At 52.8% G+C, this 24,136-nt stretch carries 23 protein-coding genes; 10 read left to right on the top strand and 13 right to left on the bottom strand.

All coding sequences use genetic code 11. The features are described 5' to 3' along the window. Positions 1 to 36: 36 nt before the first annotated feature. A complete protein-coding gene (locus tag K5621_RS08475; protein WP_186298925.1) occupies positions 37 to 537 on the bottom strand; it encodes a GNAT family N-acetyltransferase in 501 nt (166 codons plus the stop codon). Positions 538 to 745: 208 nt separating this feature from the next. Between K5621_RS08475 and K5621_RS08470 the strand changes: the two genes are divergently transcribed. Then, a complete protein-coding gene (locus K5621_RS08470; protein ID WP_028781235.1) occupies positions 746 to 1,807 on the top strand; it encodes a DUF3083 family protein in 1,062 nt (353 codons plus the stop codon). A gap of 96 nt (positions 1,808 to 1,903) precedes the next feature. Here the strand turns inward: K5621_RS08470 and K5621_RS08465 are convergent, their stop codons facing one another. Next, positions 1,904 to 2,623 (bottom strand): suppressor of fused domain protein, encoded by a 720-nt coding sequence (locus K5621_RS08465; protein ID WP_044734278.1) that lies wholly within the window; start codon positions 2,621 to 2,623, stop codon positions 1,904 to 1,906. Positions 2,624 to 2,861: 238 nt separating this feature from the next. Between K5621_RS08465 and K5621_RS08460 the strand changes: the two genes are divergently transcribed. Further along, complete coding sequence (locus K5621_RS08460; RefSeq protein WP_221050927.1) at positions 2,862 to 3,050, top strand: hypothetical protein; 189 nt, start codon at positions 2,862 to 2,864, stop codon at positions 3,048 to 3,050. Positions 3,051 to 3,072: 22 nt separating this feature from the next. Here K5621_RS08460 and sohB read toward each other — a convergent pair whose 3' ends face one another. Both sohB and K5621_RS08450 read right to left on the bottom strand, forming a co-directional pair. Then, complete coding sequence (gene sohB / locus K5621_RS08455) at positions 3,073 to 4,095, bottom strand: protease SohB (RefSeq protein WP_221050926.1); 1,023 nt, start codon at positions 4,093 to 4,095, stop codon at positions 3,073 to 3,075. 119 nt (positions 4,096 to 4,214) lie between these two features. Continuing rightward, positions 4,215 to 6,683, bottom strand: a complete 2,469-nt coding sequence (locus K5621_RS08450; RefSeq protein WP_221050925.1) for a VolA/Pla-1 family phospholipase — start codon at positions 6,681 to 6,683, stop codon at positions 4,215 to 4,217. Positions 6,684 to 6,944: 261 nt separating this feature from the next. On the opposite strand from K5621_RS08450, the gene K5621_RS08445 reads away from it, so the two are divergent. Together K5621_RS08445 and K5621_RS08440 are read left to right on the top strand one after the other, a co-directional pair. Continuing rightward, positions 6,945 to 7,682 carry a YciK family oxidoreductase gene (locus K5621_RS08445; protein WP_208160837.1) on the top strand — a complete coding sequence of 246 codons (738 nt, stop codon included), beginning with the start codon at positions 6,945 to 6,947 and terminating at the stop codon, positions 7,680 to 7,682. Between the two features lie 95 nt (positions 7,683 to 7,777). Beyond that, a complete protein-coding gene (locus tag K5621_RS08440) occupies positions 7,778 to 8,695 on the top strand; it encodes a M14 family metallopeptidase (RefSeq protein WP_093983364.1) in 918 nt (305 codons plus the stop codon). 293 nt (positions 8,696 to 8,988) lie between these two features. On the opposite strand, the gene K5621_RS08435 is transcribed toward K5621_RS08440, so the two are convergent. Beyond that, a complete protein-coding gene (locus K5621_RS08435; protein WP_221050924.1) occupies positions 8,989 to 9,624 on the bottom strand; it encodes a hypothetical protein in 636 nt (211 codons plus the stop codon). A gap of 860 nt (positions 9,625 to 10,484) precedes the next feature. Here K5621_RS08435 and K5621_RS08430 point away from each other — a divergent pair. Next, entirely contained in the window at positions 10,485 to 10,784 is a 300-nt protein-coding gene (locus K5621_RS08430; protein WP_100142807.1) for a hypothetical protein, read from the top strand. A gap of 250 nt (positions 10,785 to 11,034) precedes the next feature. On the opposite strand, the gene K5621_RS08425 is transcribed toward K5621_RS08430, so the two are convergent. The 3 genes from K5621_RS08425 to K5621_RS08415 all read right to left on the bottom strand — a co-directional run bounded on the left by K5621_RS08425 (position 11,035) and on the right by K5621_RS08415 (position 14,987). Then, entirely contained in the window at positions 11,035 to 12,024 is a 990-nt protein-coding gene (locus K5621_RS08425) for a transposase (RefSeq protein ID WP_221050923.1), read from the bottom strand. A 685-nt stretch (positions 12,025 to 12,709) separates the two neighbouring features. After that, entirely contained in the window at positions 12,710 to 13,375 is a 666-nt protein-coding gene (locus K5621_RS08420; RefSeq protein WP_146508706.1) for a hypothetical protein, read from the bottom strand. A gap of 646 nt (positions 13,376 to 14,021) precedes the next feature. Continuing rightward, a complete protein-coding gene (locus K5621_RS08415) occupies positions 14,022 to 14,987 on the bottom strand; it encodes a sialidase family protein (protein ID WP_221050922.1) in 966 nt (321 codons plus the stop codon). A gap of 112 nt (positions 14,988 to 15,099) precedes the next feature. Here K5621_RS08415 and K5621_RS08410 point away from each other — a divergent pair, with 112 nt between their 5' ends. Beyond that, positions 15,100 to 15,276 (top strand): hypothetical protein, encoded by a 177-nt coding sequence (locus K5621_RS08410; protein ID WP_221050921.1) that lies wholly within the window; start codon positions 15,100 to 15,102, stop codon positions 15,274 to 15,276. Between the two features lie 25 nt (positions 15,277 to 15,301). Here the strand turns inward: K5621_RS08410 and rluB are convergent, their stop codons facing one another. From rluB to rnm, 5 genes are all read right to left on the bottom strand, one after another. After that, a complete protein-coding gene (gene rluB / locus K5621_RS08405) occupies positions 15,302 to 16,174 on the bottom strand; it encodes a 23S rRNA pseudouridine(2605) synthase RluB (protein ID WP_025010665.1) in 873 nt (290 codons plus the stop codon). Next, positions 16,175 to 16,765 (bottom strand): SMC-Scp complex subunit ScpB, encoded by a 591-nt coding sequence (gene scpB, locus K5621_RS08400; protein ID WP_221050920.1) that lies wholly within the window; start codon positions 16,763 to 16,765, stop codon positions 16,175 to 16,177. It abuts the gene before it with no gap. Positions 16,766 to 16,776: 11 nt separating this feature from the next. Continuing rightward, positions 16,777 to 17,568 (bottom strand): segregation and condensation protein A, encoded by a 792-nt coding sequence (locus K5621_RS08395; protein WP_025010667.1) that lies wholly within the window; start codon positions 17,566 to 17,568, stop codon positions 16,777 to 16,779. Between the two features lie 77 nt (positions 17,569 to 17,645). Then, positions 17,646 to 18,266: an L-threonylcarbamoyladenylate synthase gene (locus K5621_RS08390; RefSeq protein WP_025010668.1), complete on the bottom strand. Its 621-nt coding sequence runs from the start codon at positions 18,264 to 18,266 to the stop codon at positions 17,646 to 17,648. Further along, positions 18,263 to 19,123 (bottom strand): RNase RNM, encoded by an 861-nt coding sequence (gene rnm / locus K5621_RS08385; protein ID WP_221050919.1) that lies wholly within the window; start codon positions 19,121 to 19,123, stop codon positions 18,263 to 18,265. Before rnm ends, K5621_RS08390 begins: the two co-directional genes overlap by 4 nt. Positions 19,124 to 19,478: 355 nt before the next feature. On the opposite strand from rnm, the gene K5621_RS08380 reads away from it, so the two are divergent. From K5621_RS08380 to trpCF, 4 genes are read left to right on the top strand one after another with little or no spacing between them, the layout of a single operon-like run. Next, entirely contained in the window at positions 19,479 to 21,038 is a 1,560-nt protein-coding gene (locus K5621_RS08380; protein WP_221050918.1) for an anthranilate synthase component 1, read from the top strand. Continuing rightward, a complete protein-coding gene (locus K5621_RS08375; RefSeq protein ID WP_221050917.1) occupies positions 21,035 to 21,637 on the top strand; it encodes an aminodeoxychorismate/anthranilate synthase component II in 603 nt (200 codons plus the stop codon). Before K5621_RS08380 ends, K5621_RS08375 begins: the two co-directional genes overlap by 4 nt. Next, positions 21,630 to 22,706: an anthranilate phosphoribosyltransferase gene (trpD, locus tag K5621_RS08370; RefSeq protein ID WP_221050916.1), complete on the top strand. Its 1,077-nt coding sequence runs from the start codon at positions 21,630 to 21,632 to the stop codon at positions 22,704 to 22,706. The genes K5621_RS08375 and trpD overlap by 8 nt, the downstream gene beginning before the upstream one ends. Next, entirely contained in the window at positions 22,703 to 24,091 is a 1,389-nt protein-coding gene (trpCF, locus tag K5621_RS08365) for a bifunctional indole-3-glycerol-phosphate synthase TrpC/phosphoribosylanthranilate isomerase TrpF (protein WP_221050915.1), read from the top strand. Before trpD ends, trpCF begins: the two co-directional genes overlap by 4 nt. Positions 24,092 to 24,136: the final 45 nt, after the last annotated feature.

Below are 24,136 nucleotides of genomic sequence, written 5' to 3'. Positions count from 1 at the left end.
GACATAATAGCCGCAGGACGACATAGCTAAAAACGACTAAAGGCTGCGGCTGAATACCCTCACCTTGTGCCCCATCAGTTCACTTTCTTCCTGCGGCAGCATACCCAACTTAAGGGCTATCGCTTCCGAGCCCAGGTTGCCATCCATGATCAGGGCTATCAACTCATTCACGGCGCAAATCGCTTTTATTTTGGGCAATGCATGGCTGGCGGCTTCATAACCCAGTCCCTGGCCCCAGTATTCAGGCAGATATCGGTATCCCAACTCAACCTTGCCGAACTCCGGCAGGAACTTGGGGCCGCAAAAACCTATCACCTTGCCATCGGCCTTATGCTCAACAGCCCAGCGACCATAGCCATACTTGCGGTAGTCGGCCAAAATGACCTTTTCAAGCACCTGACCGGCCTCTTCAACATCCTTCAACGGCTCGCCGGGGATATACCTCAGCACTTCGGGAATACTGTTCATGGCAAACAAGGCCTGCTGATCACCATCACGGAACTGTCTCAAAATTAATCTGGGGCTTTCGGTAATCAAGATTAACGACTCCTTGTTATTCAGTTTGTTGCCTTAAGGTTGGCTAAAGTTTATTAATGTTTAATAAATCATAACCATAGATTACACTAGGGCGGGCGCGATAAGTCCATACCCGATCGGATTGAAAGTTGTTTTGTCGCAATAAGATTGCAGTGCAACCCGGCTAGTATGCCCATACCGGCCTGATAACATAAAACAAGGAAAGCGTATGTCCCAGCAAAAAGTCTATATTCCCCTGGCCACCCGTACCAGCCAGTACATCATGGCTGAAATACTGATGACAGATGCGCTGCTCAGCCACTATGCCAGTTACGAAAACTGCTACCGCGAGATCAGCAAGTTGGTATTCCAGTTGGCAGAAAAGGAAGATCTGCACAACATTCATGTGATCGCCAATGACAAACTGCCTGTGGTGCGTTTTCACACCGAGGCCTACTGCTTCCAAACCGCCGAACAGATCCTGTTCTTTTACAACCCGGCCTACCATGAAGCCCAGAACCTTTTCTTCCAGCCGGACTACAAGGCCCGCAAGTTAAGACTGCTGTTTTTGGCCACAGGTAAGGAAATTCGCGCCAACGCCGCCAATTTCCACAGCCGGGTCAATGCCGTATTGAATGGGGTGTTGGGCAACCTGCCGGAGCAGGAATTAAGGGTCAAAGTCCGCGATCACCAGCACATGGCCTACGATCTCTTCGCCCGTGCCAAGGGGGAGAAAAAGACCTATGGCTACAAGCTCAGGGATATTTATCAGCGCTACAAGTCGCGCAAGTGCAAACTGCCGGAAGATCACAGTTCATTGGCCTATGTCACCGTCAGCCTGCCGCTGAGCCGCCGCCTGAAGCAGAGCGTGCTGGAAGAAGAGCATACCGAAGACTTCAGCCCGCTGTACCAGTTCCTTGAGGACAAGTTCCGCAGCGCGGCGGCCGGCAAGCAATTGCACCGCATCGCCATGGTGGCCAACGGCCTGATGCCTTTGGTTCGCAACAGTAAGTTCGAGAAGGTGGAAAGTACTGCCGAAGCCCAGATGATAGGCTTTGATCCTGCGGCAACCGACACTCAGTTTGTCAGCCATTGGGATGGGCGCAACCTGGTAGAATCGGTGCACTTTTTGCTGGTTGCCGGTAAAGAGGACTACACAGAGCCAGGTTATGGCCGCTATATGAACCAGGTGGAAGCGGCTTTGAAAGACTTTGCCGAAGCCATAGGCTTGGATCCGGAGCGCCGTGAACTGGTGTTGAGATTCCATCAGCACATCAGTTACAAGCGTTAAGACTCAAAAAAGCCGGGCTAGCCTGCACAATGCAGCTCAGTCCGGCTTTTTACCTTGTTATTATGAGTGTGCTATGAGTGAGTCCCCTGGGCTCGGTTATTTCCGCCCTGTGACCACATTGATTCTGGCAACGTCCACCAGATCGCTCACCTGATACTTGTCGAACAGATCCAACAAGGCATCGCTGCCCTGCTCCAGTTTCAACATCATCTCTTCTTCATAAAGCGGCACCAGGCTATAAAAATTGATGCACTTGTCCTGGTCAATCTCCAGGGTGTGGAAACCCTCATCAACCAGCAGTGACGGCAGAACTATCATGCCGTTTTGACGGGTATTTTCGGCAAAGGCTTCGGCAGGATCACCATTGGGTATTGTGTGTCCCCAGCCCAGCCAGCTGTCGTATTTATGCGGAAAGCGCGCCAAAAACTTAAGCTGCCTTACAGGCCAGTACCACTGTTCATCGCTGAAGGCTTCCTGACTTATCTGCCAATGCGCCGGCAAGGTGATCATCAGCTCCATAAACCTGGGGATATCCGCCTCTTCGGGGGTACTCATAGGCAAGTCACTCATGCCGGAAGTCACCAGAGTATGGAAAGGTCGCTCGTCTGTCGGTGCCACATAATGCACATCAATATGCACAGTATCCGAGATAACTTCATGAAAGACCCAGGTGACTTCACCAATATGGCGCTCAATATGTTCGCTTATCTGGACGATACACTCTTCACCCATAGGCGACTGCCATTCCTTTTCACCATCCGTGTATCTGAAAATGGGATCACCGGAAAGACTGTATTCTTGTTCATCCTTACTCATGCCAACTCCTTTTGATTCTGACGCATGAGGTTTTATCACTGCCGGCGAACTAAATCCAGAATAAATGATGAAAAACAAACTGTTGTTAAAATAGTGTTTACATATGGCGATAACATCTCAATCTGTTATTTGCCGCTACTTGCATTATTTGGCGCTAATTTGGCCGGATTTCACATTGTCAGTCGGGAAATGAATCGGGATCTTGTTAACGGAATAATAACAATAATCAGGAGAGATTATGTTCAACAAGAAAAACCCCCTGACTTTGGCGTTGCTGGCAGCCGGGTTAACCGTGGGACTCATTGCCTGCTCGGATGACGACAATACGTCTCAAACCACTGAACCGCCGGTCGTGACGCCACCGCCAGCACGGCTTTGCCGGAAGAATAGCGGCATAAAAAACCCCGGCGTGCCGGGGTTAGATTAGCGAATGGATTAAACACCAGGAGTTACATTGGCCGATTCTTCTCGGCCAACTTGTTGTAGCAGGCGTTGAGCATCAAAGAAGCGCTGTGGGCCAACTTGTCGGCCAGTTTCTTGCGTAGCTGATATTTTACCTTGATCACAGTGCGATCCGCGGCCAACTTCAGCAAGAGATCATCACTGGTGCCGACTTCATCTATGAGCCCCAGCTCTATGGCCTGCTGACCATACCAATGTTCACCTGTTGCCACCTTGTCCAGCTCCAGTTGCGGCCGATAACGCCCGACAAAGTCTTTGAACAGCTGATGGGTTTCTTCCAGTTCCTGTTGGAACTTGGCTCTACCCTCATCTGTGTTCTCACCGAACAGCGTCAGGGTGCGCTTGAAATCACCGGCGGTATGCTGCTCATAATCAATGTCATGCTTCTTCAGCAACTTGTTAAAGTTCGGCAATTGGGCAACAACACCTATGGAGCCTATGATAGCGAACGGCGCGGCAATAATGCGGTCGGCGACGCAGGCCATCATATAACCGCCACTGGCAGCCACCTTATCGACACATATGGTCAGCGGCAGCCCGGCATTGCGGATCCTGTCCAGTTGGCTGGCCGCAAGGCCATAACCATGAACCATGCCGCCGCCACTCTCAACGCTGGCGACGACCTCATCACCTTCCTCGGCAATTGCCAAAATGGCGCTGATCTCTTCCCGCAGTGACGCCACTTCGGCCGCTTCTATGCCACCTTTGAACTCAACGACATACACCTTGGGATCTTTGACTTCCCCGGCATCAAGCGCCTTGTCGTGGGCCTTTTGCTCGGCCTTGAGCTGTTTCTCATAGGCCTTGAACGCCTTTTTGCCCAAAAGCTCTGCCTTGAGGTGATGCTTGAGCGATTTAAGCTCATCGCTGAGATGCGTCAGTTTCAGCTCGCCCCTGTCACTCTTTTGTTTTACCGCCGATGCCACCACAATTACCACTATGGCACCCACTGCCACCACCAAAGTGATCGCCTTGGCCAGAAATAATCCGTACTCGTATAAAAATTCCACTACAGGGTTCCTTTCACCGCGAGAAAGCACACAAAATCGCGCTATTCTAGCAGCCCTTGCATAGATAAAAAAACCCGGCATTTCGCCGGGTTTGTTACAAAAAACATATGAGTAACCGCTTAGCCACCACAGCTTTGCAGAACGGACGAGTCGGTCACCAAAATGCTGGCACCATCTTTACCGGCAGAAGAGGCAAAAATAGACACCTGAGACTGCATTTCTGCTGTCGCCTGAGCCGCCATACCATCGGTCACACCCGGTACTTCGGATGGGTCGATGATTGAGCTGTGATGCCCCTTGGCAAAACGCACAGCGCCGCCACCAGCGCTGGTCTGATCGACGCAGTTAAGCCCCAGAGTCGCAATCAAAGGCTCAGTGCCGGACAGCGGGAAGCCCGCGACAGTACCAGGCAGAACCTGATCGCCCTTGTTACCAGCGCCATCACCGACAATTTCCACCAGATGAACCGGCAACCCAGTGGCCTTGAGCATAGCAGTCTGGTTGATAGGATCGGCTGACTCTATCCCGGTTTGCACCGCAAAGGCGAAGGTAGGGATAAATTCGGCGTATACCGCCTGAACCAGTACCTCATATTCGGCCGAACCCGGCTGATATCCTTGTTTATTGGCCGCATCCACCATGGCCTTGAAGGTATCGGAAGCCGTCACATTGGCAAACAATAGAGGTGCGAAGGTGGCTGAACCGGCGAAAGAACCCGCCAGGCCGCCGCTCGGCGCCACCAAAGATGCGCCCTTGATGCCATAGTAGTTGGGCAAGGCTGTGCCTGATGCAGGGTCTTTCAAACCTGTGCTGGCATAGGTCGCGAAGTTGGTGCCGACAATGGCGCCAAGGCTAAGCCCCTGAGCGGTTATCTGGTTATTGTCAAAAACCTGAGGCGCGCCCATTTCGATAAGTTGCGCCGACATACCTGTTATCGCGGCTCTAAGCGCCAGATGATCCATGGTCGCTTGGCGGAAGTTATCCCTTACCGACAGCGTGCTTTCTATGTTGACAAATACCAACGGATTGCCATTTTGGAAGGCATCCGGCTTACCGACAACCTTGCCATAGGCCGCACCTGAGGCCGAGACTTCATAGATGCCGTCACCATTGGCATCGAATGAACGGGCACCGTGCAGCGGCATATCTATGGCCACTGTAGCCACACCGGCTGCGGCATAACTACCGGCATAGGCCAGCGACATCTCTTTGCCGCCACCCAGACCATGCAGCGCTATCGTGGTAGGCCAACCACTGGTGGGTGGCGTGAAAGGCAAGCCCTGGCTGGCATAAAATGCCGCCAGCTTAGTGGCGTTGGGCATGGAGATCAGCACAGGCACAGTTTCGTAGTTGCGAATAGCCGGAATGGGATTAAAGCGGGTCAGGTGCTTGGTGGCATCGGCCGCACTGTCATCATCCAGTTTCCACACTTTGCCGGCCAACAAGGAAGGATTGGCCAGTGCAGCGGCGGGATCTATGTTGTAAGCCATCGCCTGGGCGGCAAAGTTCTCCTGGCTCAGGGTACCTGCCTGCAACGCCAGCAACACAGATACCGGGCTGTCGCCCTGGGCCTGCCAGTAGCCGTTAATGCCGTCACAGCTCGCCGATGAACAAGTACCGTAAACCGGCACTTCAATAGCCGCAGTGTAGACATCGGCCAAATCCGCCAACGCATAGGCTATGCCATCAGCAGGGCTGAGCCCAGCTGCCATCGCCACTGTATAACCCGCGGGAGTCGGAGTTTGCAGCCACTTGGGAGCATAGGGTGAGCCGGGTTGCAACATCAGCAGCTTGGTCGTTTCATAAACATCGGCCACCGACTGGGTGGTAAACAGGCCTGAATAGGTAATGCTTTCCTTGTCAACGCCGTGAGCCGATGCCATGCCCTTCTCATAACTGTTTACCAGAGTTTGCAGCATCAATTGATCGGCGGTTTCCAGCGGCGCTGTGTCGATATCCAGTTTCAACAAACCATAGGTATAGGAAGGCGCTATCGGGCGCCCAGCCGAATCCATGATGAGTTTAGTGGTGGCGTAAATATAGGACTGAGCTGGCTTAAGCGGCTTCAGTGGAACAATAACTATCTTGTTGCCGGACGCTTGAGTGATGAAGTCTTCCCCCCAAACCAGTTCTTCACCCACTTCACAGGCAGAAACCGAAGGCTTGGTCTGGCACTCGGCTTTGGATGAAAGCGGGCCGCCGCTGACGGCTTCAAACATTCTCACCGCTCCCGGCTGGGCCACGGAAGATGCCAGCAGGCTCAGAGTATTGCCGCTGTTGTCTTTGGAAGGTTCAATATCTATGGTTATCGGTTGCGTGGTTGACCAGCCATCCAGCGCGCCCAGCGCCAGCTGCGGATTGGTATAGTCTCCGGACGCCTCCCCGGGAATATTCAAGGTACCGTCTGTGGTGCCATTGAGCAGTAGGTCGTTTGGCAAGGGAACTTCAGCTTTGGCAGGATCAAACACCAAGTGGGACTCAGGGATGAGCGGCTCTGTCTTATCCTTAAGTTCGTTATAGCTGTCTTCACCACATGCTGTCAGTCCAAGTGCAGATGCGATTGCAACACCCAAAATGAGTCTTTTCATCTTTTTTCCCCAAATCTTGTTGTAATAATTTTGTTTTCCCCAAGAAATTGGTCACAATACCCCAGACACTGTGACCAGAGGAGCTGAAATCAGTCCTCAGCTCGTCTCAAGTTAACGTAAAAATATTGAGTTAGCTACATTTTTGTCACAGTTGCACACAACGAAAAGTAACAATGAACAGTCATTTGTTTTAAACAGATGTATACCGCTGTAGTGAGTCGAGTATTGGCGGGCTTTAGCGCGAAGAGGAAACAACTCCCCATGTTGGAATATCAAGCAGCAAAAGATCTTCTCAAGGGCAAAACGATTCTGGTAACCGGTGCCGGCGACGGCATTGGCAAAACCGCAGCCAAGACCTATGCCGCCCATGGCGCCACAGTGATCCTGCTGGGCAAAACGGTCAAGAAGCTGGAAGTCGTTTACGATGAAATTGAAGCCGCCGGTGGCCCGACTCCAGCGATTGTGCCTCTGGATCTCAAGGGCGCCAGCGAACAAAACTACCGCGACATGGCCGAAACCATAGAGCAGCAATTCGGCAAGCTCGATGGCCTGCTGCATAATGCCAGCCTGTTGGGCGCTTTGGGGCCATTTGAACATATTGATATTCAGTCACTGGAAGATCTGCTCAAGGTCAATGTGGTGGCCGAAGTCATGATGACCAAGGCACTGTTGCCTGTGATGCGCAAGGCCGAGCACGCCTCAATTATTTTTACCTCCAGCAGTGTTGGCCGTAAGGGCCGCGCTTACTGGGGCCCATATGCCTTCTCCAAGTTTGCTACCGAAGGCATGATGCAGGTGCTGGCTCATGAATGTGAAGGCACCCAGGTGCGCGCCAACAGTATCAATCCGGGAGCAACCCGCACCGGCATGCGCGCCAAGGCTTATCCGGCAGAGAACCCTCTGGATCTCAAGACGCCAGAGCAGATAATGCCCGTTTATCTATATCTGATGGGCGACGACAGCCTGCAGGAAAACGGTCAGGCCTTTAACGCCCAGTAACATTTTCCTCAAGAATAAACGCAGTCCAATGGGCTGCGTTTTGCTATTCATACGCCATTCATACACGTTTTATAAAAGAAATAAGGAGGCAATCCATGAGTCAAGAATACCCTATAGGCACTCCAGGTACTCCCTGGGGAGAGGCCGAAAAATCCGCCTGGCGCGCCACCCAAAACATCAAACGCAGCTACCGTGAACAGGTGCTCGACAAGATCTATGCCCTCAAGACAGCTTTTGAATGCCGCCGGTACGGCGCCTTAAGTTATGACCCGGAACGTTATCCCCTGCTCGCCCTGCAGAGTAAATCGCCACAGGCAGATAAGCCCTGGGTATTGGTCACAGGCGGGATCCACGGTTATGAAACCAGTGGCGTTCAAGGTGCGCTGCAGTTTCTTGAGCAGGAAGCCGAACGTTATCAAGCGGATTTCAATCTCCTGGTCGTCCCCTGTGTCAGCCCTTGGGGATACGAAGTCATCAACCGTTGGAATCCTTTGGCTATCGATCCCAACCGCTCCTTCTTTGAACCCAGCCCGGCAGAAGAGTCTGCCGCATTGATGGCTCTGGTTGCTAGCCACGGCGCCCCTTTCCTGGCTCATATCGATCTGCATGAAACCACAGACACGGATGAAACCGAGTTTCGCCCGGCGCTCGCGGCCCGCGATGGCAAAATCATAGCTCCCGGCGAGATCCCGGACGGTTTTTATGTGGTAGATGATGAAGCCATGCCGCAACCTGAATTCCAACGAGCCATTATCGAAGCGGTCGCCAAAGTGACCCATATCGCTCCGGCCGACAAAGACGGCAATATCATCGGCTCTCCTGTGGTCGACCACGGCGTTATCCGTTATCCGCTCAAGCAGCTTGGTCTATGTGCCTCGGTTACCAATGCCCCATACACCTGCACCACAGAAGTCTACCCGGACAGCCCGCAGGCAAGCGATGAACAGTGCAATGCCGCCCAGGTAGCCGCGGTTTGTGGCGCGCTGGATTATCTAAAGCTAACCCGGAATTAAGTTTTCAGTATTAAAGTGACAATAAAAAGACCCGGCACAATGTCTAAAGATCCAGTGCCAGGTCTTTTTTATTGAGCAACTATTCTTGCATTTACGCAAAAGTCTGCGGGTTCAAATCCATCCCACAATTAACCTCAAGAAGTCACTGATACTTCTCGATCACCATCAACCTAATAACCAACTTGTATGATTAATAATATTCAAAACCTAAAAGGAAATACCCAAAATGCTTTGTGGTTGATTGACCAGCCAAAGTAAATCGGTCTGCCCCCTTTCGGCCGTATCTCCCGTTCTTATGCTCCGGGTTTTCTCAGGTTCCACTCAATCAGCTTAGCTCTGATCAAGCGTTGCGAAAACTGCTGGGGATCAAGGGCCCAGTTGGTGGCGATTTCCCGAACGTTCGCGTCATCAGGATAACCTCCCCCTGTAGACAAACCGTTAATATGGCAATGCTTGGCCGCTTGAACCTCTGCCTCTGTAGGTTCACCCGCCGAAATGTGGCTTTGGTCATATTCATGCAGCCCATCATGATACACGGCGTATTTTCTTGTTACCTGACCGTCTTCCGCCATAAACCAAAAATTGTATATACCGCCCTGATGGTCGCCAAAGCCATAGGTTTTCCCAAATTTCTGGCTTAACCTAGCGGCGAATTCTGAAAGGTTGCGTAGGCATTCATCCAGCATCTCCATACTGTCCCTGAGGCCATACTGCCGGAACGGCAAGCCCCAACCGCCAAGGTAGATAAGCCCATCAAGATCCGCGACAACCAGGTGTGAAGTTTTCCAGATAAACTTAAGATCGTCGGCAGCCCCAAAATCATTGATGGACTTGATATCCGCCTCCCCCTTCAGATGTTCAACTATTCCATCTAGGTCGCGGCTTTCTACGACCAACCAAATCATATTGCGATACATCGAAACGCTCATTTCTATTCCCTTAAATACCTGGCGAATGCAATTTCAGTAGCCCACGGATTCTAGTGGCTCAACAATGAGCCCGGGACAGTAACAAAACCCAAAAACAAAGCCAAGACAATAACCAAAATCCAGAGCCCATAAATCTCGACAGATTGTTGACTCTTTGCCTAGATTTCAATGGCTTGTTAGATATTAAGGACTATTTGCAACTGGTCAATGATAGCGGGCGCATTATCCACAATGACAAGGCAGCCACACGGCAGCCAGCAGGACGACCTGTCCTTTTGAACCGTTTAATATTCCCACCGACAATGGGTTGAAGCTAAATACCGACTTCAGCGATATCCAAAGGGCTTCTGGGTCCACTTGAGGTTGTGACAGTGCTCTATAAAATCAGAGTTGCGACCACCTCCAACAACAACGAAGGCAAGGGGCTACCCATTGCCAGCAGCTATTTAACTGAATCCCCGAGGCTCCATGCTCTCCCTCACCCATCGAACCCTATTCGATCTTCATTGTGCTTGGGAACTCGACTTTGTACCCACTTCAATAGCCGAGAAACCTTCACTGGAGTTGAAAGAGGATCTTCATCCAGTGGAAACCTCTGTCCTTCAGTAACACTGGCAACTAGCGCCTTCACCCGGCTTATGCTGGGCGTCTCCATTGTTCCTGGTTATATTGCTTTCTTCCGCAAACCGTTGTACTCAAGTTTGGAAGAACTGCAAAAAGGCCTGGACGAATGACCGGAATATTATAACAATGAACGCCCCTATCAAGGAAAATGGGGAACTGTCAAATTAAAGTCTGAACGACTACACCTAAGACTCAGATCAGAACCTCTATCTTTAGCAAAAGGAATGAATCTAAAAATGGAAGCAATAAGAGAACTATTAATCGCCGCATTTATCCCCACCCTATTGATCCCTCTGATTATCGGTGCATATTTATTAGTAATAAAAATGTCCCCCGGCAGAGTGTTATATTTAACACTTAAAGCATATGGCATCTGGATCTTTCTCTGTTTGTTTATTGGTTTTCTGCTTGAATTTTTCAAGCCCTGGCTGGGTGACCTTAACTTATTGATACTAACCACCAGATTATTATGTATGGTTGTTGCAGGGATATATATGCTGGCTCAAGATATCGAGGTAGATTCAGAAAAGTCTTAACTGAGCAGGATATTCAGAAAAGAACATATAGGACACCCTCAGAGAATATACAAAATATACAGGACACCCTCAGCATTTTCTGTTAGAAACATACCGCTGCCGGGTGTCAGTCTCTGATAAATAATGACGGATTTTTGGAAATGAGGCTCTCTGAGACGCTCACTTTCGGAGGTTAATGCAGAATTGTCGTTGCCAGGCATGCCTCCAGCAGGCTTAAGCCTGTTGCTGCAATATCACCAAGGGTTTAAGGTTAATGGGGATGTATTGCTTGGCTTTGTTGCTTACCCCGGCACCATTTACCGCCATATTTGGCCTTCATGGCACACATCGCATCCCATCGGCCACTCATGCCACTGTACTGACGGCGAAACTCCTTGGCGGAAGTTATCCAGGCATCGTCACTGATACCTAGCTCAAGCAGTAGTTTTGGCCTGGAACAGGCAATATAGCCACGCTTGTCTTCCCGCACCGCCCGACCGGTCCAATCAATCAGCTCCAGATAATCGGCAAAGTGAAATGGGATGCCGCTTAGTTCGGCGGCAGTGGCTGCACCATCAAATTGCAGCAGCGGCTTAAGTGAAGCATTGGCAGTTGCAGGCTCAGCAACTTCTTCTATTCGCTCCTGAATGGATGTGTAATCAGAAGTTTGCAGCGAATCTGCAATACCTGCGCGAATGGGATTTAAATCCACATACATCATGCAGGCCAGCAGCGCCTGTTCATCGAGCAGCGCCTGCGACTTAAAGCGCCCTTCCCAGAATACGCCCTTGCAGCCATCTTCTCGATTGGCCTTGCGGGCGATATCTTCGTTTAAACAGCGCATAAACCAACTGATACTGCCAAGGCGTTCCTGCCAATCGCTAATCAGCGTATCCAACAGTATTCGCTCACCTTCTGAGAGACTATCGCCCTTGAGGAACTTTGCCGCCACAGGATTGCCGCTAAAGAGCAATGTCCAACGCTCGATGACTTCAAATGGTGACAACGATTGTTGCGCAGCAAGGTCGATTTTGAGCACCAAATGGTAGTGATTACTCATGACCGCATAAGCGCAAACGTCGATGCAGAATATTGACGACAACTGCCTGATTTTATCCACTATCCAGCCACGTCTATGCTCGTAACTGCGCCCCGACAGTTCGTCTTCACCACACAAAAATGCCCTTCGGACACAGCGGTTAATCACGTGGTAAAAAGGCGTACTTTCAGCATCTATCAACTGGCGACGGGCTATGGTCATAACCAACCTCGACTGAGCTTTGATGGGTATTTCAAAGCCTAGTCAAGGCTGGGCGAAACATCAAAAAGGTATGGCTGTCCTATCTTTTCGATTCATGGCGCCCGCTCAGTGGTTTACCGGGTCATCAACCTTCCGGAAGAACGATGTGGAGGTCTCCAGCGGTGGCTGAAAGGTATTATTGCCCGAAGTGGCGTAAACAAAGCTGTAGTGGCGCTGGCTAACAAAAATGCCCGAATAGCGTGGGCGCTAATAAACCAAAAAACAGAGTATATCGTTAAGTAACTAACTGATTTTAATAAGTCCAAAGAGTTGATGTGCTGACAGGTAGAACCGACTCTCTGTGAACCTGACAAATAGCTGGGCTGCTAAAAGCCATGGCACTAATGAGGGCAGAGAGTACGGATGTTCATCAGGGCTCACGAAGCCGGATATATGTGTGTGGCTACTTTGTCAGAAAGAGACCTGCCGGTGCTTGTATCGGAGAGGTGTCCATATAAGCTATTTAGTCAAGGCTTGGCGAAACATCAAAAAGATATGGCTGTCCTGTATTCTGACACTCGAATTATGAGGGGATCCTCCAGCGCCTCGTTAAGAGGCAAATAATATGTTGGCTAAAATAAGCGACGCAGGAGCAAAAGCCAACTGTTATTTGTCCTACTTTAACGACTTGTTATGTGTAGATTTATTAAGGATTCTCAGCGTATGAAAACTTACAAACCAATTGAAGTTTATCGTTAGGTGACTCAAACTGTTTCGCCTCTGGAGTTACTATCATTTCACCAGTATACTTTGCAATGATGAAGCTCTCGCTCAAATGCTCTTTTTGTCCAAAAACCCAAGATTCGAGGGTTAAATATGTTGTGCTATTTAATTTAAACGAATTTAAATGAAAGGCTGCTTGAATACCGTAATGTCTGTAAGTGGAATTATGGCACCAACCAATTCCTTCTTTTGACCAAATATCCTGCTTGGTAATATTCAAGGAGCCGTCACTATTTATTTCGTTATCTTCTATAACCCTATAGTATGATTTATCTCCGCTACAGCCTATAAGTCCCTCGAGGACAACTTCAGGAGTACCGTTATTATCAATGTCAAATTTTGAATATTTTAAAAAATTATTTGTAAGGTTATAAGGACCTTTTACTTTGTTCCACTTCGTGAAGTCATAATCCCCCCCAGAAGCTTTAATCGCAGAGTGAAAGTTAGCCTCTTTATCACTAAGAAGGTTTTTATATACACTTGCACAAACTTTTTCATCGTTGTCTTCATTTAGTACAACATGTTGGGCATATGTGAATGTTGAAACTACCAATGTTATTGGTAGTAATATATTGCAATAAGACTTCATAATTTCTCTATAAAATTAGACCTAATTTAGAGCACTAGACTGCTGATACACATAACAGCTGTATAGTGCGCATGCGCGTTTCAGTCCTCAGAGGAGTGTAAACGAGCATCGCTATCTTTTTGTATTAGCTCGATATAATATAGTTTAGTCCTAATATCCCTTGCAGCTAAACGCGCATGCGCGGTTTCCAAACCTATTATTTACCAGCTGTATTTTTTAATGTTATGAATTTAATGCTATTTTCTAAAATGTTACAGGAATAACGCGCAAACTTACCTTAAAATTTCCTAACCAACATCTTGCGGTTATATGCCTCCGGCAACCCCACAGCTACCACACAACTCCAAACTCTGTTCATCCCTGCATTCCGCTGAAAATGGAAAACTACCACTGCCGCCGACTTTGAGCCGCTGAGCTTAAGGAAGCGCTAAAGCTAAGCGGTTGAATTGGTTATACAATACCCAGTACTGAATGTTAAAACAATTAGCTAAAGGTCAAGTTTTTGACAAAGGCCACAAAACCCTGATTTGGCTGATTTTTGCAACAGAATTGACTGACTTTTAAGGCTTGAATCACTTTCTGTGTTAATGGGCCTGATTCAGTCGCGCTGGCTGGTGTCGAGCAGACTGGTATGTGGCCTGGTACTTTAGCCTTTAAGCCCGATACGGGCGAAATAGATGGCGGTTTTGCCCTCATGGCTTGAGTAGTACACCAGTTTGAGTTCATCGCCGTCCAGCTCGATACCGGCGTAGCTGGTATCTCCGCCGGATGGCAGGGTTAAGAGCTCGGTGACCTTGGCTGTGGCACTATCGATTTCCACCAGCGAGGTGCGCACCTTATTGTCATAGAGGCGCACCACGGCCAACAGGCGGTCGTTATAGAAAAAGGCCACCGGGCCACCGATACGGCAACTGAGCTGCTGCCATTGCCAGGTTTTGAAAGGTGCCTTGGCCTTGCCGAGCAGCCCGGTTTCTTGTGCGTCCCACACAGGATCGCGCCTTAGCAGGCAAAGCGCTTCTGTGTTTGAAGAGGATTGAGCAGAGCGAGTCTGCTCGCCGCCCCGGAACAACAATGATGATTCGTTGACATAACCGTCATTTTGCAAGGGGGCTACCCAAGGCGTAAATTGCAGCGTGACGGATTGTGATGCTTGCAATCGCTCACTGCGATAGAGCCTGACATCACCATCGGCGCCGGGGCGATAACCCACGCCGTAGAGGCCATCTTCAGCCTCGGTCACCCGCCAGAGCCAGTATCCGCTATCGGCGACTTTTTCGGGGGCCGACCAGTTGATGCCATCCAGCGAGTGCCACATCAAGGACTGCAGCGGCGCCTTGCCATGTTTGGAGGCTGCGCCAAAAAGCCATAAACGGCCGGCATGGGCGAGCAGTTTGCCGTCTCGCAGATCGCCAAGCTCGCTTTGAATAAGCGCCTCGGCCTGCCAGCTTTGGCCATCGTCGCTGGATTTAAGCACTCTCAGCGCACCGTCATCAGACACATGGGCCTGGCCCTCCCGAAAGACACAGTAGAGCGCCCCCTGCCAGCGGCATAGATCGCAAAAGGCGTTGTGTTCGCCTTGGTCCCAAATTTTTGTGTGTGAGATCAGCTGCATGCCTTGGCTCCCTGAGTTGCTGTTCCTTTATCTTATACCATTACTTAACTGCGCCAAGGTAAGTGGACTTTTTACCGTAAAAAGTGATGGCAAAAAACTTTGGTAAAAAGCTATGGCAAAAACAACGACAAAAACTATGCAAAAACTACGCAAAAACTACGCAAAAGCAGCGAGAAACAGTGCCAAAAAGCTTAGAAAAACAGCAACAAAAAAGGCCGCCGCGGCGACCTTTCATTGCATTGGAATCACATCTTTAGATGGGATTAGACAGGCTATCGACAAGCTGTAACACACTGCCGAAAGCCTTGGCAGTATCAGCTGCGCTGCCGGGTTGGCTTGGGCTTGCCCGCCGCCGTCTTGTGTTTACGCACGGCGCGGCGCACCTTGGCACTGCGCACCTTGTTACGGGCCACGCTGTGTTTGTCGGCGCCCAGCATGGAGCGGGTTTCCGGATCCATGCCCGCCAGTTGGCGCAGGTAGTTGACCTGCTCCAGCGGCAGTTCGACCCAGCCACCACGGGGCAGGCTCTTGGGCAGTTCTATCATGCCGTAACGCACCCGAATAAGGCGGCTCACCTGCACTTCCTGGGATTCCCACAGACGACGCACTTCACGGTTACGCCCTTCGCGCAGAGTAACGTGCCACCATTGGTTGATGCCTTCGCCACCGGCGGCCTTGATGTGATCAAACTGGGCCGGGCCATCTTCCAGCATAACGCCACTGCGCAAACGCTGCAGCGCCGCTTCCGGCACTTCACCGAAGGTACGCACAGCGTACTCACGCTCCACTTCATTGGAGGGGTGCATCAGGCGGTTAGCCAGTTCACCGTCTGAGGTGAACAGCAACAAACCCGAGGTGTTGATATCCAAACGTCCCACTGCAACCCAGCGGCTGTCGCGGGTGCGGGGCAGACGATCGAATACTGTGGGCCGGCCTTCGGGATCTTTGCGCGAGCAGATCTCCCCTTCCGGCTTGTGGTAGGCCAGTACCCGGCAGATCACATCATCGGCAGATTTCAGCGATACCGCACGGCCATCGATACGTACCTTGGCGTCGGCTTCGATGCGATCACCCAGTTTGGCGATTTCTCCGTCAATACTCACGCGACCTGCAGCAATCCATGCCTCCATCTCACGACGGGAGCCATGGCCTGCACGGGCCAAGACTTTCTGCAATTTTTCGCTCATTCAAGTTGACTCTTCTAAGGGTTCCGGCGGTGTTTTCATCCCCGAAAATACCGCCTCTAATGATTCGGCGTCAGACAGAGGCGGCAGATCCGCTATGCTGTCCAGACCGAAGTAAGCCAGAAACTCTGTAGTGGTGGCGTATAACGAAGGCCTTCCCGGCACCTCTTTGTGCCCCACAACGCGGATCCAGCGTCTGTCTGTTAAATTCTTGATAATCTGGCTGCCGACAGCCACCCCTCTGACCAGCTCAATTTCGCCGCGGGTCACAGGCTGACGGTAGGCGATAACCGCCAGGGTTTCCAATGTTGCCCTGGAATACTTGGGCGCCTGCTCCTGCCACAGAGGTTGCAGCAAGGGGCTAAGGCTGTCGCGGGTCTGAAACCGATAACCGCCGGCAACCTTGACCAGTTGAACTCCGCGCTCCTGATAATCCAGGGTCAATTCATCCACCGCAGCGCGAATACGCTCGCGGGAGACACTGAAATCGGCCAGCGCGGTTTCTCTCAGCGCCTTCAAGGTCATGGGCTTGGCCAGCACAAACAGGCTGGCCTCGATCAGTTGTTTCAGCTGAAGGTCGTTAATCTTCGCCAAGTCGGCTCCCGTCAGTACGCCTTGAGATAAATTCGCGATAAAGGTTCGGCCTGGATCAGTTCCACCAGCAGTTCCTTTACCAATTCCATCAACGCCAGAAAGCTGACCACCACTCCGGCGCGCCCCTCTTCCACCTTGAACAGGGCTTCAAAAGGGGTGTAATGCTCACTGGAGAGCATGGCCAGAATTTGGCTCATCCGCTCCCGGGTAGAAAGCTGCTCGCGCTGCACCTGGTGAGAAGTACCGGCTTCCACCCGCTTGAGTACTTCGCCAAAGGCCCGGGCCAGTTCAGCCAAAGACACATCCGGCGGCACCAGCAAGGGCTTGATATCCGGCGCCTTGCCCGCCTTGGCCTGGAATACGTCCCGCTCGAGTCTCGGCAGTTCATCCAACCTCACCGCTGCCTCTTTGATGGCTTCATAAGCCTTGAGTTGGCGGATCAGCACGGCTCTGGGGTCTTCCTCTTCCTCGGCTTCCAGCTCCGGCCTTGGCAACAACAAGCGCGACTTGATTTCCGCCAATGTTGCCGCCATCACCAGATAGTCGGCCGCCAGCTCTACCCTGGCGCCCTGCAGCAGCTCGATATACTCAAGATACTGGGCGGTGATCCTGTGGATGGGCAGGTCTACCACATCCATTTTTTGCTTGCGGATCAGGTACAGCAGCAAGTCGAGCGGCCCTTCAAACGCCTCAAGAAACACCTCAAGCGCCTCGGGAGGAATAAAGAGATCGGCAGGCAGCTCTCTGAGCGCCTCACCCCGCACTACGGCAAGCGGCAAACTCTGTTGAACGCCTTCACTCAAGCCGTTTTCTCCCCTCTGGCAGCATCCTTAAGGCGGCATAGGCCGACCAAACGCGCGATTATACCTTTATTGAGCGGTTAAAGAAATGGGCTGATATCGCCACTGCCTTCACGGACTATGACCATTTCGCCTTCAGACATGTCTATCACTGTGGTGGGCTTTTCGCCCAGGTAACCGCCGTGAAGAATGGCATCTACCTGATGTTCGAGAATATCGCGGATATGCTCGGGATCCGACTCGGTAAAGTCGTTGCCGGGCAGAATAAGACTGGTGGACATCAAGGGTTCACCCAGAGCTTCCAGCAGCGCCAGGGCGATAACATTGTTCGGTACCCGAATACCTATGGTGCGTTTCTTTTCGTTCTGCAGTCTTCTTGGCACCTCTTTGGTGGCCTTAAAGATGAAGGTGTAACAACCCGGCGTGTTGTTCTTCAAAATGCGAAACGCCTGGTTATCGACTCTGGCATAGGTCGACAGCTCAGATAAGTCGCGGCACATCAGCGAAAAGTTATGATCATTGTCTATCTGGCGAATTCTGGCGATACGGCTCATGGCGTCTTTATCGCCAATCATACAACCCAGCGCATAGCCGGAATCTGTGGGGTAAACTATGACCCCGCCGCTTTTCAGAATGCTCACCGCCTGGCTTATCAGACGGGTTTGAGGATTCACCTCATGTACGTAGAAAAATTGACTCATTTAGTTATTGTCCATTGCTTGCATTGCCAGACCCAGTTCAATCCCTGGGGCCGATACAGATTCTTGCCCAGTTCCAGCCAGCGGCCGGGAAAGTGGAAATCGGATCCCACCGAGGCGTAGAGGCCGTTGAGAGTGGCCAGCGCGCCTAAATTATTTCTGTCGTCTGTGGTTTGCTGCCCGAGCACCACCTCCATGGCATCACCACCGGCGGCCTTGAACTCGCGCACCAGGCGTTTGAGCCACTTGGCCGACAGTTGATAGCCACTGGGGTGGGCCAACACGGCCACTCCACCTGCGTTGTGAATTACCTCTATGGCCGTCGCCATCTCGCCCCAGTTGTTGGGCACATAGCCCGTCTTGCCGCGGCCGAGAAACTTCTTGAACACGCTGGCGCTATCCGGCGCGTGCCCCTGCTCGGCCAGGAAACGGGCATAATGGCCACGGCTCAGCGCCGCATCACCGGCGAGCGCCCTGGCGCCTTCGTAGGCCCCGGGAATACCGGCCTTTTCAAGCCTTGCGCCTATCTCGCGAGCCCGCTCTTCCCTGAGCTCACGTTGCCGCTCGAGAAAGGCAAGCAGGTTTTCGTCGTGGCGGTCGATATCCAGCGCCACAATATGAATATCATAGGCGTGCCAACGAGTAGAGATCTCAACCCCGTCCACCAGGATCAAAGGTGCGCTCTGCGCGGCATTGAAGGCATGGGCCTCATCCAGCCCGGCGACTGTGTCATGATCGGTAATCGCCAGCAGCTCAACCCCCTTTTCCAGGGCGCGTTCGAGCAACTGAGACGGTGTCAGTTGGCCATCTGAGGCTGTGGTATGGCTGTGAAGATCGGCCAAAGTATTTTCAGTTATCATAGCGCTATTGTACTTGGTTTTGTTGGCAAAATGCGATTTATCTCCGCTGGGCGACGGCAAATTGGCAGAAATTTATCTAAATTAAAAATATTCAATTGACATTGGCGGGCAGCTGGGTTTTTCTATAGGTCAAACGTCGAGAGGACAAATTTTCAATGACACACTTCAACGCTTCACTCAACATCATCTGGTGGTGGCACTTCCCTTAACGCGGGTAGTGTGAAGCGCTGTGCACGATTGAAAATAACGCAGCCAAATTCAACAAAGAGCCCGCAAGAGATTGCGGGCTTTTTTGTGCTTAACGGTCAGGAAAACCCCGCAGCCAGGCTAAACAGCGGAACAACAGGAAGGACAGATGAACAGAATCGAGCCAATCGCCAGAGTACACCGCCAGACGCGGTCACTGCCCTATTACGACGATCCCCTGAAACTGTATCAGCAACTGACTCGGGACAAGCCTCACAGTATGTTGCTGGAGTCGGCCGAAATCGACAGCAAGGATCACCTGAAAAGCATTATCCTCAGCCACGCGGCGCTGGCCATTCGCTGTGACGGGTCGACCTTGAGCTTCGAAGCTTTGACAGACAACGGCGCCGGACTGCTGCCCGCCATTCACGACTTCTTTAACTCGCGCGGTGAGGTCAGCCTGGAGCAGCAGAGCCTCAAGGTCATACTTCGCCCCATCACTGCCGAGCTGGATGAAGATGCCAGACTCAAGGCAGGCTCGCCGCTCGATGGCCTGAGATTACTGCAGCAGGGTCTGGTTGATGAAAACGAGAGCCAGTTTGAAACCGGATTTCTGGGCGGCGTTTTGGGATACGACCTTATCGCCAGCACAGAGCCGCTGCCAAGCGTAAGCCAGGGCGCCAACCACTGCCCCGACTATCTGTTTTATCTGGCTGAAACCCTGATAACAGTAGATCACCAAAAGGGCTGCGCCGAAGCCGTGGTGATGGAGTTTAATGGCAACAACGAGGTGCAGGCCGAGCTTGGTGCCAGACTGGATGCCATAGAAACCAACTGCCAGTTGCTGGAAGATGTTGCCCCTTTGAGCGGCGTACATGCCGAGGCCAGCGTCAATATCAGCGACGCCGATTTTTGCCGCCAGGTGAGCCGCCTCAAGGAGCATATCTGCGCCGGTGATATCTTTCAGGTTGTGCCATCACGCAGTTTCAGCCTGCCCTGCCCCAATACTCTGGGCGCCTATCGGGCACTGAGACTGACCAACCCCAGCCCCTATATGTTTTACCTGCGCAGCGCCGACTTCACCCTGTTTGGCGCCTCTCCGGAAAGCGCCCTCAAGTATGAAGCCGAGGGCAATCAGGTTGAGGTTTACCCCATCGCCGGTACCCGCAAACGCGGCAAGACCCCAGATGGCGAGATAGATTTCGATCTCGACAGCCGCATAGAACTGGAGCTGAGACTGGACAAGAAAGAGTTGTCGGAGCACATCATGTTGGTGGACTTGGCCCGCAACGATATCGCCCGCATCAGCCAGAGTGGCAGTCGTAAAGTGGCCGAGCTGCTGAAGGTAGACAGATACTCCCATGTGATGCATCTGGTCAGCCGGGTAACCGGACAGCTTAGGGAAGATCTCGACGCCCTGCACGCCTATCAGGCCTGCATGAACATGGGCACCCTGGTGGGCGCCCCCAAGGTGCGCGCCGCCCAACTCATTCGTGAAACCGAGCAGCAGCGCCGCGGCAGCTATGGCGGCGCCGTAGGTTATCTCAACGCCCTCGGTGATATGGACACCTGCATAGTGATCCGCTCCGCCTTCGTCAGCGAAGGCATGGCGCACATCCAGGCCGGGGCCGGAGTGGTCTATGATTCAGATCCCCAGGCCGAGGCCGACGAAACCGCGCAAAAGGCGCAGGCAGTGATCAGTGCAATCAAGATGGGAGGTGGCCTGTGAAACTCTATCTATTGGATAACTTCGACTCCTTCACCTACAACCTGGTGGATCAGTTCCGCAGCCTGGGCTTTGAAGTACTGGTGTACCGCAATAATGTCAGTGCCAAGTTGCTCGCCGAGCGGATGTTGGCGGAGCCGGGTCAGGCGGCGCTTATTCTGTCTCCCGGCCCGGGTGCCCCCGGAGAAGCCGGTTGCATGATGGAGCTTATTGCGCTGCTGGCCGGCAAACTGCCTATTCTCGGTATCTGCCTTGGTCACCAGGCCCTGGTTGAACATTACGGCGGCAAGGTTGAACGCGCACCCCAAGTGGTACACGGTAAGGCCAGCCCGGTCGAGCACAACTGCGGCGGCCTGTTTGCCAACCTGCCATCCCCCTTGCCCGTGGCCCGCTATCATTCGCTGGTGGCAACCAAGGTGCCCGACTGCCTGGAGGTGATTGCCACCACAGAAGGCATGCCTATGGCCATCAGCCATCGCTGTGATGCCGCCGTCGGCTTCCAGTTCCACCCCGAATCGATTCTCACCACCCTTGGCAGCACCTTGCTGGTGCAAACACTGCAATATCTGACCATGAGCCGCGAGGAAACCTGCCATGACTGAACTGCAACCTCTGTTCGACCGCCTGTACCGGGGCGAGTCTTTGAGCCGTAGCCAGGCCGCCAGCCTGTTTGCCGAACTTATCGACGGCAAGCTCAGTGAAAGCCAGATGTCGGCCATGCTGATCGCGCTCAAGCTCAAGGGCGAAACCATAGACGAGATCAGCGGCGCCGCCGATGCCCTGCTGGCCGCCGCCAAGCCGTTTCCGCACCAATGTCAAAGGGTAGTGGATATTGTCGGCACCGGCGGTGACGGCCACAACACCATCAATATCTCTACCACGGCCGCCTTTGTTGCCGCCGCGGCCGGAGTCAATGTTGCCAAACACGGCAACCGCGGGGTGTCCAGCAAGTCGGGCTCTTCCGATCTGCTGGCACAGTTCGGCATAGACTTGACCATGTCGCCCGAGTGCGCCGCCAAACACCTTGCAGTCAACGGCCTGTGTTTTCTGTTTGCGCCCCATTATCACGGTGGAGTGCGGCATGCTGTGCCTGTACGCCAGGCGCTCAAGACCCGCACCCTATTCAATGTACTCGGCCCGCTGATTAATCCGGCCCGTCCCGACTATATGCTGCTCGGGGTCTACAGCCCGAGCCTGGTTCGCCCCATCGCCGAAGTGTTGCGGGCCCTTGGCGTCAAAGGCGCCATGGTCGTTCACGGCAGCGGCTTGGATGAAGTGGCGCTGCACGGCGCAACCCAGGTGGCCGAACTCAAGGGTGCAGAGATAGTGGAATATCGCCTCACCCCGGCAGACTTTGGCGTGCCGCAGGCGACGCTGGCCGAGCTGGAAGGCGGCACCCCGGCAGAAAACGCCCTGATTACCCAAGCACTGTTCGCCGGTAAAGGCAGCGCCGCCCAGCGTCACGCAGTGGCTATCAATGCCGCCTGCGTGCTCTATCTCGCCGGCAAGGCTGACAATCTCAGGCAGGCCACCCAACTGGCACTGGCCACCCTGGATGATGGCCGCGCCTGCGCCAAACTCAACGCCCTGGCGGACAAGGCCCACCAAACCCAGACTGAAAACAATGACGCCAACTCACCACAACCCAGCAAGGCAGGAGCCATATCATGAGTAACGTGCTTGAGCGGATCGTCGCCACCAAGCAGCAGCATATTGAAGCCCTCAAGCTGCGTTTTCCCGAAGAGAGCCTGACGCCCAAGACGTCGGATCGCAGCCTGTATCAGGCACTCAGTGCAAAAGGCGCCGGCTTTATTCTTGAATGCAAGAAGGCCAGCCCCTCCAAAGGGCTTATCCGCAAAGACTTCGATCCGGTTGCCATTGCCGATGTTTACAGCCGCTACGCCTCCGCGGTGTCGGTACTGACAGACGAAGCCTTCTTTCAGGGTGACTTTCGTTATTTGCCCAAGGTGCGCGCCAGAATCAAACAGCCGGTATTGTGCAAAGACTTTTTTGTTTCGCCTTATCAGGTTAAGTTGGCGGCCCATCAGGGCGCCGATGCCATCTTGCTGATGCTGTCGGTACTGAGCGATGAACAATATCGATTGCTGGCGAGCGAAGCCGAACAATATGCCCTCGACACCCTCACCGAAGTCTCCAACGAGCAAGAACTCAAGCGGGCGCTGGCTCTGGGCGCGCCGATTATTGGCATCAACAACCGCAACCTCAGGGATCTGAGTACAGATCTGGCGATGACAGAATACTTAGCTCCCAAGATCCCCGAGGGGACACTGATCATCAGCGAATCCGGGATCTACAGCCGTGAGGATGTACGCCGCCTCAGCCCGCTGGTCGACGGCTTTTTGGTGGGCAGCTCGCTGATGGCCGAGGCCGATTTGGATCTGGCCTGTCGCCGCCTTATCTATGGCAACAACAAGGTGTGTGGCCTGACCCGGGAGCAGGATCTGCTGGATGCGGCAAAATCCGGCGCCGTCTATGGCGGCCTTATCTTCGCCGCCAAGTCCCCCCGTTGCGTCAGCCGCGCCCACGCCGCCGAGCTGTGCCGTTACAACGCCGAGCAGCCGCGTAAACTGGCGATGGTGGGGGTTTTTGTCAATGAATCACCGGCTAAGATGGCCGAGCTGGCCAATGAACTGAAACTGAGCGCGCTGCAGCTTCATGGCAGTGAATCAAGCGAAGATATTGCCAAGCTCAAGCAGCTGCTTGAGCAAAATGGGCACCAGGCCGAGATCTGGAAGGCTGTTCCGGTCAATGTCGACGGCGGCGAGCTGCCGACCTTGCCGGAAGGCGCCGACCGCTATCTCTATGACAGTAAAAGCGGCGACAGCTTTGGTGGTACCGGCAAACATTTCGATTGGCAGCAAGGGCTTGCCCAGCGCGAGCGCGCCATGCTTGCCGGTGGCCTGAGTCCGGACAACGCCGCCTTGGCTGCCATCCAGGGCTTTTTCGGGCTGGACTTTAACTCAGGGGTGGAAAGCGCCCCCGGCATCAAAGACAGAGCAGCACTGCAGGCGGTGTTTAAGCAGCTCAAAGCCTGACAAGAACAACAGTATTCGCCTGTCAGACAGGCGCAACAAGTATCC

The sequence above is a fragment of the Shewanella carassii genome (assembly GCF_019670705.1).
Taxonomy (GTDB): Bacteria; Pseudomonadota; Gammaproteobacteria; order Enterobacterales; family Shewanellaceae; genus Shewanella; species Shewanella carassii.
This window is presented reverse-complemented; position numbering and strand designations above follow the sequence as displayed.

What these genes read in the sequence shown, in the direction of transcription:
- K5621_RS08470 (WP_028781235.1), top strand. Translation starts at nt 746, where the DNA reads ATGTCCCAGCAAAAAGTCTATATTCCCCTGGCCACCCGTACCAGCCAG.
- K5621_RS08465 (WP_044734278.1), bottom strand. Translation starts at nt 2,623, where the DNA reads ATGAGTAAGGATGAACAAGAATACAGTCTTTCCGGTGATCCCATTTTC.
- K5621_RS08460 (WP_221050927.1), top strand. Translation starts at nt 2,862, where the DNA reads ATGTTCAACAAGAAAAACCCCCTGACTTTGGCGTTGCTGGCAGCCGGG.
- K5621_RS08450 (WP_221050925.1), bottom strand. Translation starts at nt 6,683, where the DNA reads ATGAAAAGACTCATTTTGGGTGTTGCAATCGCATCTGCACTTGGACTG.
- K5621_RS08445 (WP_208160837.1), top strand. Translation starts at nt 6,945, where the DNA reads ATGTTGGAATATCAAGCAGCAAAAGATCTTCTCAAGGGCAAAACGATT.
- K5621_RS08440 (WP_093983364.1), top strand. Translation starts at nt 7,778, where the DNA reads ATGAGTCAAGAATACCCTATAGGCACTCCAGGTACTCCCTGGGGAGAG.
- K5621_RS08435 (WP_221050924.1), bottom strand. Translation starts at nt 9,624, where the DNA reads ATGAGCGTTTCGATGTATCGCAATATGATTTGGTTGGTCGTAGAAAGC.
- K5621_RS08430 (WP_100142807.1), top strand. Translation starts at nt 10,485, where the DNA reads ATGGAAGCAATAAGAGAACTATTAATCGCCGCATTTATCCCCACCCTA.
- K5621_RS08425 (WP_221050923.1), bottom strand. Translation starts at nt 12,024, where the DNA reads ATGACCATAGCCCGTCGCCAGTTGATAGATGCTGAAAGTACGCCTTTT.
- K5621_RS08420 (WP_146508706.1), bottom strand. Translation starts at nt 13,375, where the DNA reads ATGAAGTCTTATTGCAATATATTACTACCAATAACATTGGTAGTTTCA.
- K5621_RS08415 (WP_221050922.1), bottom strand. Translation starts at nt 14,987, where the DNA reads ATGCAGCTGATCTCACACACAAAAATTTGGGACCAAGGCGAACACAAC.
- K5621_RS08410 (WP_221050921.1), top strand. Translation starts at nt 15,100, where the DNA reads ATGGCAAAAACAACGACAAAAACTATGCAAAAACTACGCAAAAACTAC.
- rluB (WP_025010665.1), bottom strand. Translation starts at nt 16,174, where the DNA reads ATGAGCGAAAAATTGCAGAAAGTCTTGGCCCGTGCAGGCCATGGCTCC.
- K5621_RS08390 (WP_025010668.1), bottom strand. Translation starts at nt 18,266, where the DNA reads ATGAGTCAATTTTTCTACGTACATGAGGTGAATCCTCAAACCCGTCTG.
- rnm (WP_221050919.1), bottom strand. Translation starts at nt 19,123, where the DNA reads ATGATAACTGAAAATACTTTGGCCGATCTTCACAGCCATACCACAGCC.
- K5621_RS08380 (WP_221050918.1), top strand. Translation starts at nt 19,479, where the DNA reads ATGAACAGAATCGAGCCAATCGCCAGAGTACACCGCCAGACGCGGTCA.
- trpD (WP_221050916.1), top strand. Translation starts at nt 21,630, where the DNA reads ATGACTGAACTGCAACCTCTGTTCGACCGCCTGTACCGGGGCGAGTCT.
- trpCF (WP_221050915.1), top strand. Translation starts at nt 22,703, where the DNA reads ATGAGTAACGTGCTTGAGCGGATCGTCGCCACCAAGCAGCAGCATATT.